The sequence below is a fragment of the Trichocoleus sp. FACHB-591 genome, assembly GCF_014695845.1.
Classification (GTDB): Bacteria; Cyanobacteriota; Cyanobacteriia; order FACHB-46; family FACHB-46; genus Trichocoleus.
In genome coordinates, this window is record NZ_JACJPA010000096.1 from 25,578 (window position 1) to 39,887 (window position 14,310).

At 49.7% G+C, this 14,310-nt stretch carries 15 protein-coding genes and 1 tRNA gene; 8 read left to right on the top strand and 8 right to left on the bottom strand.

Annotated features, from left to right (window positions below):
• Window positions 1-251: 251 nt before the first annotated feature.
• On the bottom strand, window positions 252-791 hold the full coding sequence (locus tag H6F90_RS18170) for a DUF4168 domain-containing protein (protein ID WP_199296008.1): 540 nt from the start codon (window positions 789-791) through the stop codon (window positions 252-254).
• 150 nt (window positions 792-941) lie between these two features.
• Entirely contained in the window at window positions 942-1,925 is a 984-nt protein-coding gene (gene holA, locus H6F90_RS18175) for a DNA polymerase III subunit delta (protein WP_190553719.1), read from the bottom strand.
• A 33-nt stretch (window positions 1,926-1,958) separates the two neighbouring features.
• Between holA and H6F90_RS18180 the strand changes: the two genes are divergently transcribed.
• Genes H6F90_RS18180 through cbiE form a run of 3 tightly spaced genes read left to right on the top strand, consistent with a single transcriptional unit; the run spans window position 1,959 to window position 4,791 of the window.
• The gene (locus H6F90_RS18180; RefSeq protein WP_190553720.1) at window positions 1,959-2,747 is read left to right on the top strand and encodes a DUF1868 domain-containing protein; all 789 of its coding nucleotides are present in this window, start codon (window positions 1,959-1,961) and stop codon (window positions 2,745-2,747) included.
• A 32-nt stretch (window positions 2,748-2,779) separates the two neighbouring features.
• Entirely contained in the window at window positions 2,780-3,496 is a 717-nt protein-coding gene (locus tag H6F90_RS18185) for a cobalt-precorrin-8X methylmutase (RefSeq protein WP_190553721.1), read from the top strand.
• Window positions 3,497-3,507: 11 nt separating this feature from the next.
• Window positions 3,508-4,791 (top strand): precorrin-6y C5,15-methyltransferase (decarboxylating) subunit CbiE, encoded by a 1,284-nt coding sequence (cbiE, locus tag H6F90_RS18190; RefSeq protein ID WP_190553722.1) that lies wholly within the window; start codon window positions 3,508-3,510, stop codon window positions 4,789-4,791.
• On the opposite strand, the gene H6F90_RS18195 is transcribed toward cbiE, so the two are convergent.
• A complete protein-coding gene (locus H6F90_RS18195; RefSeq protein WP_190553723.1) occupies window positions 4,788-5,690 on the bottom strand; it encodes a CPBP family intramembrane glutamic endopeptidase in 903 nt (300 codons plus the stop codon). The two genes, cbiE and H6F90_RS18195, sit on opposite strands and share 4 nt — an antisense overlap.
• Before the next feature lie 326 nt (window positions 5,691-6,016).
• Window positions 6,017-6,439, bottom strand: a complete 423-nt coding sequence (locus tag H6F90_RS18200) for an AbrB family transcriptional regulator (protein WP_190432641.1) — start codon at window positions 6,437-6,439, stop codon at window positions 6,017-6,019.
• Between the two features lie 644 nt (window positions 6,440-7,083).
• Between H6F90_RS18200 and H6F90_RS18205 the strand changes: the two genes are divergently transcribed.
• Window positions 7,084-8,121 (top strand): succinate dehydrogenase/fumarate reductase iron-sulfur subunit, encoded by a 1,038-nt coding sequence (locus tag H6F90_RS18205; protein ID WP_190553724.1) that lies wholly within the window; start codon window positions 7,084-7,086, stop codon window positions 8,119-8,121.
• A 25-nt stretch (window positions 8,122-8,146) separates the two neighbouring features.
• Window positions 8,147-8,350, top strand: coding sequence for a chlorophyll a/b-binding protein (locus H6F90_RS18210; protein ID WP_190553725.1), 204 nt, complete (start codon window positions 8,147-8,149; stop codon window positions 8,348-8,350).
• 37 nt (window positions 8,351-8,387) lie between these two features.
• Here H6F90_RS18210 and H6F90_RS18215 read toward each other — a convergent pair whose 3' ends face one another.
• From H6F90_RS18215 to psbX, 3 genes are all read right to left on the bottom strand, one after another.
• On the bottom strand, window positions 8,388-9,689 hold the full coding sequence (locus H6F90_RS18215; RefSeq protein ID WP_370588045.1) for a chloride channel protein: 1,302 nt from the start codon (window positions 9,687-9,689) through the stop codon (window positions 8,388-8,390).
• A gap of 136 nt (window positions 9,690-9,825) precedes the next feature.
• Window positions 9,826-10,623, bottom strand: a complete 798-nt coding sequence (locus H6F90_RS31590) for a Ycf66 family protein (RefSeq protein ID WP_190553726.1) — start codon at window positions 10,621-10,623, stop codon at window positions 9,826-9,828.
• Window positions 10,624-10,971: 348 nt separating this feature from the next.
• On the bottom strand, window positions 10,972-11,091 hold the full coding sequence (gene psbX / locus H6F90_RS18225) for a photosystem II reaction center X protein (protein ID WP_190432648.1): 120 nt from the start codon (window positions 11,089-11,091) through the stop codon (window positions 10,972-10,974).
• A 253-nt stretch (window positions 11,092-11,344) separates the two neighbouring features.
• On the opposite strand from psbX, the gene H6F90_RS18230 reads away from it, so the two are divergent.
• Complete coding sequence (locus H6F90_RS18230; RefSeq protein ID WP_190553727.1) at window positions 11,345-11,632, top strand: YggT family protein; 288 nt, start codon at window positions 11,345-11,347, stop codon at window positions 11,630-11,632.
• Window positions 11,633-11,768: 136 nt separating this feature from the next.
• Here the strand turns inward: H6F90_RS18230 and accC are convergent, their stop codons facing one another.
• Window positions 11,769-13,121 (bottom strand): acetyl-CoA carboxylase biotin carboxylase subunit, encoded by a 1,353-nt coding sequence (gene accC / locus H6F90_RS18235; RefSeq protein ID WP_190553728.1) that lies wholly within the window; start codon window positions 13,119-13,121, stop codon window positions 11,769-11,771.
• A 331-nt stretch (window positions 13,122-13,452) separates the two neighbouring features.
• On the opposite strand from accC, the gene H6F90_RS18240 reads away from it, so the two are divergent.
• Together H6F90_RS18240 and H6F90_RS18245 are read left to right on the top strand one after the other, a co-directional pair.
• Window positions 13,453-13,534 (top strand) — tRNA-Leu (locus tag H6F90_RS18240).
• 111 nt (window positions 13,535-13,645) lie between these two features.
• A complete protein-coding gene (locus H6F90_RS18245) occupies window positions 13,646-14,257 on the top strand; it encodes a chorismate lyase (protein ID WP_190553729.1) in 612 nt (203 codons plus the stop codon).
• The last annotated feature ends 53 nt before the right edge of the window (window positions 14,258-14,310 follow it).

The following is a 14,310-nucleotide window of genomic DNA, read 5'->3' on the forward strand; positions in this document are numbered from 1 at the left end:
TGCCGCCTCTATGACAGAGAACAGCATTTTAAGTCTCAAATTGATGCAGTTATCAACCAGGTTTATCTTAAGGATTTCTGAAGCAGGTGGAAGGGCTAAATTTTGGCTGGGAGGGGATCGGACTTCAGGCCAGCCTCGATCCCCTCTCTAAAGATTGTTCATCTTCGGCGCTACATCTAAACCATCAACTGGGTGAACATTTGCCGTTCTGAAGTCATGCAGCAGAGGTGAGTTTTGTTGCTGCTCAAAATTTATCTAGATGGCTTTTGTAGCTCCAATAACTCCGCTTGAACTCGCTTCTCTAGATTTGGATCACTCTGAACATTCACGGTAATGGCGTTGAATTTGTCGATCGTCAGGCCGTTGCTCTCAACAATTTTTTTAGATTTGTTGCAGTACTCAACTGCAATTCCGCGAACGTTTTGGGGCAATCCTTGTAAGCTCTTGGGTCTATGACAAGCGATCGCCGGAATGCCGCTAGAGCCGACAAGTTTTTTAATGTCTCTGTAAGAGACCTGGCGCACTTCTTCTACCGCCAACACAGCGCGAGCGTAACTTTTGAGTTCTGCTGCACTGGGTGCCGCTTGAGCCACAGCAGCCGTACTAAACATTTGCTCTGGAGAGCGCTCTGATAAGCTAGGAACCCAGCCAGAAGCAAGGCCAACAGCGGCTAAGAAACCAATCGCGAAGGACTGTGAAACCAGTTGCATCCGAGGCTGTTGCAGTTTAGCAGTCAAGGTACGAAGCATTTGAGGGTGAAATGGCACGAGGGAACGGCAAGAGTTCATCATAATCCGATGTGACAGAACAAAAACTAGAACAATCCCAAATCTATTCTTGTTGAACTATTTTATATAGGCTAAGTTCCAGGTGTGGGATAGACATTTGAGCAATGTTGCCTCCTCACAAACCAGACAATTAAACCCAATGGATGGCATCGCTTAGCGCTGGTAGATTTGACAAAGTTCAACCACTTTAGTTTGTAGAGTGGCAAGCTCTTCTGCGCCTTGCTTAAGGCTCAGTTCTAGTTCCAACAATAGGGGCAATGTTTGCTGGAGTTGCTGAGAGGACAGGCTGCGCACTTCTTGTTGGAGAAAATAAATCCGTTTGGGATTGCTGACTTCGGCGGCTTGAGCGATCGCCCGCTCATCGCGTTCCCCAGCTTCCTGCATCAATTTGACCCACAACCAAGTGCGAAACTGGCCGATCAAAGTCGCTACAACCCGCAGCGCTGGTTCATTGTGACTGAGGAGACCTGCCACGAGTTCCAAGGCTTCACCGACTTGACCTTGGCGGATCGCGGCGGCCAGTTGCAAACTATTTTGGGTATTAACCACGACTAGTCTGGCTACGACCTCTGCTTCTAGGGGTTGAGAGCGATCGCCCGCATAGAGCCGTAATTTTTCTAGTTCACTATAGAGTTGTCGGGAGTTGTTACCGACCGACTCTGCCAAGAGCTCCATGCTGGGCTGCGTTAGCGTCACCCCTACTGTTTGAGCCACTTGGCGGATCTGCTGGAGCAGTTGATCTGTTTTCCAAGGCGGAATTGGCGAGAATTCCTTGATCTCGGCGTATTTCTGGAGCAATTTGGTGGACTTGAGCCGTCCGTCTGGCTTGTTGCGGGCTGTCAGCAGCAAAACTGAGGCATCTGGGATGGCAGGCAAAGTGCGCTCTAGCTCTGCTAAAACGGTTTCTGGACATTGCTGTCCCAGGGTAGTGTTTTCGAGCCAAACTAACCGTTTCCCCATCCCAAACGGGGGTGTCATTGCTTGCGTGAGCGCCTGAAGAACGGCATTGCTCTGCTCTGCTGAAATCTTGTCGAAGTTAAAGCTGGTCCAATCTGGATCGAGGGTGCGATCGCGCAGGGTTGTAACAGCTTTTGCGATCGCAAAGTCATCTTCTCCCCAATAGAGGTAAATTGGCATACAGAGCACCTGAACGCGCGAGGCGATCGAGAGTTGGACGATAATTATCAAACTTATGTGAATCGAGTGCTACGGCTACCTCTGCCAGAGACTTATAAATCTCAATTGCAAAATATTCAAGAGTCTCCCAAGTTCCAACTGCAAGAAGTGGGAGGCGAGCGGCAGGCAGTAGCGTTTCCGGGTTACACCATAGTCACCCCGCCAGGGGGCGAAGAAACTGAAAATCAGGCTTTCTACGCTAATTTGCAGGCGCTCCAAGCGCAACTCCAGCAGCAGCTTGATCCTAATCTATTCGTGCCTCTACCGCCGGACAGCTTCCACCTCACCGTGGCAGACCTGATTTGGGATCATGCCTATCGTGATGCGGCCAAAAACCCAGAGTTTGAGCAGCAACTCTGCGATCGCATGGCTCAGAGTTTTCAGCAGTACCAACGGATGCACCCGCAATCCCACCCTGTACGCTTACAAGCGGTGGGCTTAATTGTGATGCCACGGGCGATTGGAGTCGGCTTGGTTCCCAAGGAAGAAGTCGCCTACGAGCAACTACTGCAACTCCGCCGAGCGATCTACCAAAATCCTGGCTTGATGGCTTTAGGAATCGAGCAGCAATATCACTTCACGGCCCATGTGACTCTAGGCTACTTTGGCAGCATTCCGCCTGAGCTAGACCGCGATCGTCTCAGCGAGCAATTCACCCAGTTGAATCAGCAGTGGATCACAGGTGTGCCTCAGGAGATGTGGGCCTACCACGCCGAACTCCGAAAATTTGATAACATGACACGCTATTATCGAGAACCGGATTGGCCCAGCCTCGAAATTTAGCCTTGTAATTTAGCCCTCTTACTGAGCTACCTATGAATTTGCCCATGCATCCCATCATGCAGCAGAGCTTTGCGGTGATTGACCAGGAAATCGGGGATCACAGCTTTAGCGCGGCTGAATATGCGATCGTGCGACGAGTGATTCATAGTACGGCTGACTTCGACTTCAAGCAAATGCTCCGGTTTAGCCCTGGAGCCATTGCCACTGCGATCGCGGCTCTTCAACAGGGCTGCCCGATCATTACTGATGTCGGCATGGTGAAACAGGGTGTCGCTAATATGGTGGCGCAAACCTTCGGCAATCCATTGATCAGTGCGGTGGAGCAAGTGACAGAGGCTCCCCCTGGGAAAACTCGCACAGAAACTGGATTGCTTGAATGTTTGCAGCGGTTTCCCCAGGCGATCGTGGTGATTGGGAATGCCCCCACCGCTTTGCTAGCGCTTTGTCAGCAGCTACAGGCGCACTCAGGTACTGCTGGTTTAGCGCCTGCCTTGGTGATTGGAGCCCCCGTTGGGTTTATTTCTGTGGTGGAGTCGAAAGCAGCGCTAGCCGCCACCCCGATCCCGCAGATTCGTGTGGAGGGCCGCAAAGGTGGTTCTCCGGTTGCAGCAGCGATCTTAAATGCCTTGCTGGTGTTGGCTTGGGAGCAACAGCCTAAACCGCTAGAACCAAGCCACGTTATGGAGCCGCTAGAACCAAACTGCGATCGCACCCTCTTGCCGACTCATTCGACTAACCAATCTCATTAATTAACGAGCCAATGACTCCCATCCATGTAGTCGGAATCGGCTTAGATGGAGCCGCTGGTCTCAGTCCTGCCGTTCAGAAAATAGTGGCTGAAGCGACGCTGCTGGTCGGAAGCGATCGCCATTTAAGTTATTTTCCAGAACACTCAGGCGAAAAACTGAAGCTGGGAGATTTTACCCAAGCGATCGCCACAATCCGCCAACATTTAGCAGCAACTGCAACCGCAACGCCTCTTCCTGGAATTGTGGTCTTGGCTTCAGGTGATCCCCTCTTTTTTGGTTTAGGGCGGTTGCTGCTAGCTGAATTGCCAGCCGAGCAATTAACGTTTCATCCGCATCTCAGCTCTGTCCAACTTGCCTTTAATCGCATCAAAATTCCCTGGCAGGATGCTCGCATTATTAGCGCCCACGGACGTTCCTTAGAGGAGCTAACTCAAGCCATTCAACAAGGCGTAGCCAAAATTGCTGTCTTAACAGACAACACTCATTCACCCGTCGCGATTGCCCAGCTGCTGCAAAGCCTCGACCTGCCCCAGCGCTATCAAGTTTGGGTGTGTGAGAACTTAGGTAGCCTTGAAGAACGAGTGCAAGCCTGGTCTCCAGAAGCGTTGCGATTGGAAGCCTTTGCTCCCCTGAATGTCGTAATTTTGCTGCGCTCCGGAAGCCATACAGAACCTTTAGACCTCAAAACTTTACCTCTGCTCGGCCTGCCAGATTCAGCATTTATCAGCTTTAGTGATCGCCCCAACCTCATGACTAAGCGCGAGGTGCGGACTTTAGTGCTCGCAGAACTGGCCCTCCAACCCGGACAAGTGATTTGGGATATTGGGGCAGGCACAGGCTCTGTCTCCATTGAGATCGCCCGTCTCATCCCAGATGCTCAAATTTACGCTATCGAAAAAACTGCGATCGGAATTAGCCTAGTGCAACAAAACCGCGATCGCTTTCAGTTAGAAAATATCGCTGTTATTCACGGCCCTGCTCCCGCAGCATTGCATGCACTCCCCGCTCCCGATCGCATCTTTATCGGTGGCAGTGGCGGCAACTTGAGCCAAATTCTAGATGCCTGTGCAGCCCGTTTAGTGCCTCAAGGCGTTTTGGTTCTAGCCTTAGCCACCCTGGAGCACTTGACTCAAGCCCTGGCTTGGCTAGAGCAGCAAAACGCCCCAACTCAACCGCCAGCTTGGCAGCATCATCTACTACAAGTCCAACTCTCGCGGTCAGTCCCCGTCGGTCCTCTCACCCGCTTCGCCCCTCTCAACCCAGTCACCTTAATCACTGTCAGTCGCATTGCTTAGTAGCGGTTGGCAATGAAGCCTCCAGCACCCAACCACCAAAGCCCTACCCCAGTTCCAACCAGAAACAATAGACCCATCACTCCTGCCAGTGGCTGCTGGCCTAACCCAGTCATCCAGGTTGGCCCCTTACCTGTATAAGCGATCGCCTGAGCCGCATCTAAGCTCGCAATGCCCCAAATCCACCCAGCATGTAAGCCACAAGCGAGCCCCAAACTGCCACCATCCACTTGGCGGGCCAGTACCAGCACCATGCCCATGAGCCAAAGTCCGGGTAATTGGGGAATATTCTCAGGCCCTTCCCAAACCAAGTGCAGGACCGCAAAAATGCCACTAGCGATCGCGCCTGCCAGCCAAAGCGAGTAGTCTTGCTGCAATTGATTCAGAAGAAACCCGCGAAAAATTAGTTCTTCAGTCACACTCACCCAAATTCCTAATACCAGCGTTGGTAGCCAGATGCGCCAACTCCAGCTGCTAGTTTTGCCAGCTTCAGAAACAGAATTTTGTCGTGAAATTTGAGAGGATAGCGGCCACTGAATCCAACCTAAAGCTACTTGGAATCCGAACAAGACTGCTAAGCCTAAAACACCTAAAATCAGCCCCAATCCTAAAGAGCCGAAGAAAGCAGCCGTTCTATTTAAGCCATAACCTGAGAAAGGCACCCCTTGAATTCGAGCAAACCCCCAGAGAATTAGAGGGGCAATTAAATAAAGGGGAGCGAGTAAAGGTAATTTTTGTGAGGGAGTAATGGGTTGAGGAGGTTGCCACTTGAGCGCGATCGCTAGCGGAATTCCCAAGGGCAACCAAACCACGACCCAAACGATAAAAAAAACAACTGCCTTAATGATTGCTGATGCTTCTATAAAAGACGAAATCATCAGGTGAGTTGCTTGATCTAACATAACTAGAGGGCACGACGAAGAGAAACAATAGAACTTGGGAGTTCAGCGTTAGTGAGGAGCAAGGGCATGACAGGTAAATGTCTCAATCCATCGTTAAAAAGATGTATTTTTTAAGCTCATGAAGCTAACAGATTGGCAGAAATCTTAAATTTAATGACTTGTGCACTACCAATCCTGACGTTTCTCGATCCGCAACCCCAAGTCTGAGTGGCTTCATGTCATTGATTAATTGACACCTCAGACAGGGTTAAGCAGAAATTTACCTGTTAACTCCCGCGATCGCTCTATTAATTGTCTTCATGCCTGAAGCAAACTAGAAGAAGTATTTATTCCTCGTCTAGCTCATCATCATCGACTGCCCTACCACCATTGCGATCGGCATCTACCTGAATCAGATGAATGTGTTTGTAACCAAGTTTGATTTCAAACTCATCACCTGGCTTTAATCCCATTGCCTGGGTGTAAGTTGCACCAATGACAATTTGGCCATTTTTGTGCACACTAACGCGATAGGTCGGTTCTCTACCACGGCCATCCTTAGAACCTTCAGGGCTTAAAGGAATACCCCTAGCAGCCAGAAGTGCATCATAGAAATCAGTCAAATTAACCCGAGTCTGGTCATTTTTTGTGACCGTGTAGTAACCGCAGCGCTTTGCCGTTTCCCGCCGAGGTAAGTGAGAAAGTTCTTTTACTTTTTGCAGTAGCGCTTTGCCCGTCAATGGGGCTGTTGGCGTTTCAGTTTCAGTCATCACTTTGCAAAATATCCTTTGCTCTCTAGGAGGGTAAATAAGAAATGCCAGTGTGTGGCTTTATAAAAAATATATCCTCTAATCTATATGTTTTGACAAGACTTTTACTAATTAGTTTTATCACTAATATTTGGAGGTTCGCTTTACAGATTTTTGTGTCAATGCTTAACCTTTGCTCAGCCAAAATTTCCGATGACGAGTATTTTAGAAGATTTTATAATTGGATGCACGATTTCAATGAGCTGTCAACCTGAGAAGTGTTTATACAAGTTATGATCCCGACTCCTGCTTCTCCTCTGGAAAGCTCACTAGTCGCTCTAATTAGCAGGAAAGGACAGTTCGTCACAAACTTCTAAACTATGTTTTCTCAGGAAAATTTTATCTTTGCAATGTCGAATGCACATCGCCTAGAGCAGAAATTGCAAAGGTAAGGGTACTCTACGGATCATGATGCTGGTAAAGCACTGTTGGGGTCGCCTAGGTTAGAGAAGTTCAGGATTAAACTAGAGTTAGGGCAGGAAAGCTACTCATCAACAAAGTAGTGAACTGCAAGTGACGAAGCAGGCGGAAATCTTCTTGCCCAAACTCTAAATTTCAGTGATTTCTTACTTTACCCTGCAAATTTCAAGGCTTCGGTTTTAAGCATGCAAGTTCTCTTTAAAGTAGACCGACAGAGCCAAAATGCTCCAGCTTGGGTGCAGACTTACACTCTTGATGTTGATCCTGGCATGACAATTCTTGATTGCTTAAATCGCATCAAATGGGAGCAAGACGGTAGTTTAGCTTTTCGGAAAAACTGTCGCAATACAATTTGTGGTAGTTGCTCAATGCGAATTAATGGCCGTTCGGCGTTGGCTTGTAAAGAAAATGTGGGTCATGAATTAGCTCGACTGCAACAAATTGCCAGCACAGCAGCATTAAACTCCCAGCCTGCTGAGAGTTTGCCAGAAATTACGATCGCGCCGATGGGCAACATGCCTGTGGTGAAAGATTTAGTGGTCGATATGCAGAGCTTTTGGAGCAACCTAAAAGCTGTTGATCCCTACGTCAGTACTGCGGCTCGGCAAGTCCCAGAACGGGAGTTTTTGCAAACCCCGGCTGAGCGATCGCGCCTCGACCAAACGGGCAACTGTATCCTCTGTGGGGCTTGTTATTCCGAATGCAATGCCCGCACCGTCAATCCTGATTTTGTTGGCCCCCACGCCTTAGCCAAGGCATACCGCACCCTGGCAGACTCTCGCGACGACAAGACCGCTGAGCGCCTTGAACAATACAATCAGGGGACAGAGGGCGTGTGGGGCTGTACTCGCTGCTTTTTCTGCAACTCGGTTTGCCCGATGGACGTGGCTCCAATGGATCAAATTGGGAACATCAAGCGAGAAATTCTAGCCAACCCTTCTGTAGCAGATAGCCGCCCGATTCGGCACCGTCGCACCTTGGTTGATTTGGTGAAGCAAGGAGGCTGGGTAGATGAGCGCCAATTTGGTCTGCGGGTCGTAACCAACTCCTTCCGGGATCTCCAAGGTTTAGTCACGATGGGGAAACTGGGTTTGCGGATGGTGCAGCGAGGCAAGTTCCCCTTTACGTTCCACGCTTCTGCTGGGGCTCCTCAAGTGCGATCGCTGATTGAGTCAGTGCAAAATTTAGCGGTAGAGTCAAAGCAGGCTAATTCCCAGCCCTAATTTGCTGATTCATCACATTTTTGCTATGAACGAAACAACTTCTACTCCCCCCCAGACCACTGCCCCCCAACCCACCCTAGACGCTGATAACCGCTTTGAGCCTGCCTTCGGTTGGACCTTCTATGCGGAGCAAATCAACGGGCGATTTGCCATGATCGGCTTTGTCGCCTTACTAATTTTGGAGTTTTTTACGCATCAAGATTTTTGGACTTGGTTAGGCTTGAGATGATCGCGACTTCCTTGTTCTGTCTGTCCTGAGGAACCGCTTAGGGATGAGCTAACTCCTCACGATTGGTTTTGAGTTGTGAGGCAATCAAAGGAACCTTAGGAGCCAAGAAAAAGCCGATCAGACTAGCAAATAACACCGGGGTCAAGGTGCTAACTCCGGTTAATTTTGCCAACAAGATCGCAGTACTGACCGGGGTGCGAGTGACAGCTGCATTCATGCCTGCCATCGTACAAATCATGGCTAAAACTGGATTGACACCTGGAACTAACAAGGCGATCGCTTTGCCAATACAGGTGCCCGTAAAGAAAATAGGGATAATGAAGCCGCCCCGCCAGCCTCCTGTGACTGTAATGCTAATAGCGGCCATTTTGGCGCAGGCTAAGGCTAAGAGTGCTGTCGCGGTGAATTCAGTGGTGATGACGACACTGAGTTCGTGGTGGCCAAAGAAGCGGGTGAGGGGAAACAAAGTGGCGATCGCACCCAGTCCCAAACCTGCAATAGTCGTGCGGACGTAGATCGGTCCTCCTAAGCGGGCAAAGAACTGGTCACACAGCCGAAAAATGGTGATTAGCAGCCATCCCGCTGCTGCGCCAATAGCGCCATACAAAATGGCTAAAGCAAAATCGTCAATTTGGTCCAAGTTGTACTGGGGAAACTCCCAAGTTGGAGCCAAGCCTAGATGGGTGATCCCGGCAAACACAATGTAGCTAGCGCAACTAGCCACGATCGCTGGTAAAACCGCTTCGTAATACTCCGCCACGTGCTGATGGTGCAAGATTTCTAGGGCAAACATGGCACCACCCAAAGGCGCACCGAATAAAGCAGTAAAGCCAGAGGCCATGCCAACTAAGCTCATGGTGCGAAGGTTTTCGCCTTGTAGCTGCCAGCGATCGCCCAGCCACGTCCCGACTGACCCAGTTACTTGCACTAGCGGAGCCTCTGGCCCCGCACTCCCCCCGCTGGCAATGCTTAAAAGAGAAGACAAAATCATGGCAGGATTACGGCGCATATCTAGGCGTCCGCCTTGAAAGTGAATATTGTCCACAATCACAGCAATTTCACCTGGATTCCCTAGCCAGTAAATCACCAAACCAATTAGCAAACCCGCCAGAGGCATGATGAACAGAAGCACGGGACCTGTGAAGACCTCTAGGGCATGGGTCAGGAGTTCTAAAACATTCCAGTAGAGTGCCGCAAAGAGGCCCCCAGCCGCACCCACTGTCATCCATAGCAGTACCCAGCGAGACATTGTCAGGGGGTTGCGCTCACTCAGTTGAGCCAGCCAAGGTACTGCCCAATATGGCTTGGTTGCCCCTGTCGATCGCCGCTGAAATGGCACCGCTGCTTCCTCCTGAAGAAACGCTTAAAAATGTTCAGTAGTAACCAAAATAGCGTGAAGCGGGAGCAGTATGGTGACGGCTCCCGCTTCACGGCTGGTTGATTAGATTTAATTCAGGAATGGAAAACCCTGTCGCTTAATCGAAGTTGGAGGAGTTATCTCCCTCATCATCTGGGAAGTTAATGGGTTGGTAATCTACATAATCGCTCGGCTCCGCATCTACGTTCGAGCGTCTTGAAGCACCCGAGTTTTGCGGAGGACGAGGTCTACGAGTTTTTGGCCCTCCATTGGTATCCCGATTGGCAGGACGGGAGGAGCCGTTGCTGTTGGGGCGCGTTGGCCTTCTAGCAGGGCGATCGTCCAAATCTACTGAAGCGTCTGCAATGTCGTTGTCTTCAACGGGTCGGCTTTCTGGACGAGGGCGAGGTCTTCGGGAACGCTCTCCGGGACCCAGTCTCTCATCTCGGCTAGGACGAATGGGTTGACGACGAGGCAAATCATCTTCGTACTCATCTTCACGAGTCGCATAGCTGTCTCTGGAGCCGCGAATGCGCCGACGATTGGCCCACTCTTCGTCGAATTGCGTTACGTCATCCAACTCAGCTTGATACACCCGACTCACGGGTCGCTCATCATCCACAATCGGAGTACTGCGTTTCGCTTGCTCAGTCGCAACACCCCGTAACCGAATGCTCTCTACAGCAAAGAAAATGGTTGTCCCGGCTAATAGAAACTGACCAAATTGTAGAATTGGGTCTTGTCGCCAGCCCTGGAAAAAGAGAATACCACCGCAAAGGAGCCCCACGGCGGCAAAGAAAATATCATGATCGCGGGCTAGACCTGGACGTACTGAGCGCAGAAAATAAAGCGCTGCTCCAGCGATAGCAAGAGCAATGCCCACCATGCTGCTCCAGCTAAGTCCGACGTTTACCATTGCCTTTCTCCTAAGTCAGTCCTATGTTAGCGAGTCTTGCTAAAAACCTCCGCCCTATGCTAGGTAAGCTGATTTTGGCTTGCCAGCGATCGCTGAGGGCTAACACTCGTAGGGTAGCGAACTTGTCTTGATTCTAGATTGGGTGCGATGTCGCACCAGATTGCACTAGTTATCTCTAAGGTAATCCATAGCTGAGCATAAAAAAACCTCAGTCTGTTAGCGTCAGACAACTTAAAGTTGCCTCTAACAAGGCTGAGGTTGAGATAGGCTAGCTTGAACTGCTGAAGCAGTGTGAGAGAAGTTTCAAAAAATGCTTGAAATCTTAGCTTTACAAATTAGTTCAGCCAACTAAGAGCGCTGAATTTTATCTTTCTGGCTGATGACGATCAGCCCTACGGTCGCGGGAATGACTACGATGGCAGCACCCCAAACCAGGCTCCATAAGAAATTAGCGAGTGAAGGAGTCATAGAGAGTCCTCGTCCTTGATTACAACCATGAGTTAGTTTTCATAATTGTAATGGTTTGTCATACCTTAGAGAAGTCACGCGCCGCTTTTGGCACTTTGCTCTGAGCAGTTTAAGAATGTGCCTAGAAGCAGTTGGATCAGCTAGAAGCACTCTGGTAGAGGCGATCGCTGCCTCAGACGGGCTCACCTACAGGTAGAATTAAGGAGTGAATTTAGTTACAAAGCTTAAAAATCCTATACTCAACTCTGCGCTTATGACTTCTGCTGCACTTGCTACCTGGACGCTTGGCCCTTTATTGGGGTTAATGATCTTTTTATTTATCTTTCGGATTGTTCTAACTTGGTATCCCCAAGTTAATTTGAATCAGTTTCCCTTCAATGTAGTGGCTTGGCCCACCGAGCCTTTCTTGTTGCCTTTGAGAAAGCTTGTGCCCCCGATTGGGGGAGTAGATATTACCCCGATTATTTGGGTGGGAATTTTTAGCTTGCTGCGCGAAATCTTGTTGGGCCAGCAAGGACTCGTGACCATGATGCTGCACTAGTAAGGGTTCTGTAAACCTAGACCTCCGGAAAGTAGAGCGATCGGTGCCTCAAAATAGCTTGGGCGATACTTCGCATAGTCAACCGTTCTATCTAAGAAACGAAAGGGATTGAGTGTATGGAGCAGGGGTGTGTCTATTACTTCGAGTTTTGCATTACATCAAGCACAAAGTTGGTGTAGACCTCGCCTCGGTTGAACTCTGGGGTTTCCAAAATTCGCTGATGGAAGCCGATGGTAGTGGGTAGGCCTGTCACAGCGCACTCCCGTAATGCCCGCTTCATGCGTCTAATGGCAGAGGGGCGATCGGGTGCCCAAACAATCAACTTGCCAATCAAGGAGTCGTAGTAGGGCGGAATGTCATAGTCTGTATACACATGCGAGTCCATCCGCACACCGGGTCCCCCTGGTGGCAAGTAACCACTGATGCGACCTGGACTGGGACGGAAGTTAAAGTCTGGATCTTCTGCGTTTACCCGACATTCGATCGCATGACCTTTGAGTACCACCTGCTCTTGGGTCAGTCTGAGTTTTTCCCCCTGAGCGATGCGAATTTGCTCCGCAATCAAATCGAGTCCAGTAATCATCTCTGTAACTGGATGCTCTACCTGAATGCGGGTATTCATTTCCATGAAGTAGAAATTCCCCGTTTGATCTAGGAGAAATTCAACCGTACCTGCTCCCACGTAATTAATCGATTGAGCCACCCGAACCGCTGCTGCTCCCATCTTTTCGCGAAGTTCTTGGCTCAGGGCAGGACTCGGTGCTTCTTCTAACAGCTTTTGGTGGCGGCGCTGAATGGAACAGTCGCGCTCGCCTAAATGGATGACATTGCCATAACTGTCAGCCAAAATTTGAAATTCAATATGGCGGGGTCGCTCAATAAATTTCTCTAAATAAACTCCACCATTGCCGAAGGCTGCCTCAGCTTCACCTTGCGCAGCCATGAACAGTTTGTTCAGCTCGCTTTCCTCAAGGACTAGTCGCATCCCCCGACCGCCACCTCCGGCAGTCGCCTTGATCATGACGGGATAGCCAATTTTGCGAGCGATCGCTAAGGCTTCTTGGTCATCTGTCAGAAGTCCATCGCTACCTGGAACCGTAGGTACACCAGCCCGCTGAGCCGTCTCCTTGGCAGTAGATTTGTCGCCCATCAAACGAATCGCCTCGGGCGAAGGCCCAATGAAGGCAATTTGGTGATCCGCGCAGATCTCAGCAAATCGGGCGTTCTCTGCTAAAAAGCCATAGCCTGGGTGGATGGCGGTAGCATTTCGAGTCAAAGCTGCCGCAATGATATTGGGGATGTTTAGGTAACTTTTGCCACTGGGTGGTTCGCCAATGCAAACAGCTTCATCTGCTAACTGCACATGGAGCGCATGGCGATCAACCGTAGAGTGAACCGCAACTGTCGCAATCCCCATTTCTTCACAAGTTCGGAGAATGCGGAGGGCGATTTCCCCTCGATTTGCAATCAGAATTTTGGAAAAAAGCATCTTCCAGCTTTAAGGTCAATAAATGAGTAAAATAAAGCTTTCTGAGGCGCTCTGGAAGACACCTTGACGGCGAAACCAAACCCAGGAACTTACACGAAAACCTCAGACCGGAAACTGATCGTATCACGCTGGGGTAGCTTAACTAAAGCGAAGTGCGCCTAGAACTTCAAGATAGAGTTGCATTTCATTGATCCGTATTGGGTTGCGATCGCCTCTAAAGAAAATATTTCAGAGTTCTCCAATAATTTTGATCTAAAAGTCAGTTTATGAGCTATTCTAGGTAACCGGAGGAAATCAAGGGCATTTGCACCTTGGCAGCCTCTAAAACCACGCGGATGTGGTGGAATTGGTAGACACGCACGCTTGAGGGGCGTGTGGCTCACGCCTTGCGAGTTCGAGTCTCGCCATCCGCATATTTAACCATTCTGTGTTTTGGAGTTTCAGCTCTTTATTTCTTGATTCTTTGCCTCCTAAGCATTTCCTGTTTATGATCGGAGGAAGAATGAAAAGATTTGTAAAGAGCTTTGACTTCCACTATTAAACCTAACAAAAGCGTTACTCTACCAACGCCCTGGTATGCTCTAGATCCTCTTTGGCAGGATGAGGGCGTGGGCATTCAACAAGGATTGCCGCATGCTCAGTTAGCTCCTGCTTGGCAGATGCTTTTGTTGGGAGACGGTTCTCCGACCAAACATCTACAGTTGCTAACGGGTGAGCCTACTGAAGTAGATGTGATTGGTATGTCCTTGATTGGTATGGACTCAGATGGAGCGCCCGCTCAAATCCAACTGATTCCAGGACCCCGTTTAAGGCGACAAGTTTGGTTGCGGACGGCTTCCGGGCAAAGACTGGCCTATGCGACTTCTTGGTGGGAAGCGAGCCATGTAGACGAGTATCTGCAAAATCGCTCACTGCCGATTTGGGCGAGTTTGGCCCGCTTACGCACTGAGTTATATCGGGATGTGCAGGGAGTTTATTACGGTCATTCTGCGGTTTTAGAGGCTGCGTTTGAGCAAACGGGGCCTTTTTGGGGACGTCACTATTTGTTCTGGCATCATGGGCAGCCGTTAACGCTGATCTATGAGGTGTTTTCACCTTATTTACAGCGCTATTTGGGAGCTATGAATCTAGACTAACTCCGTCCGGCGGTCTTGATTTTCTTGGTTACTGAGGGACGGATAACCGCACG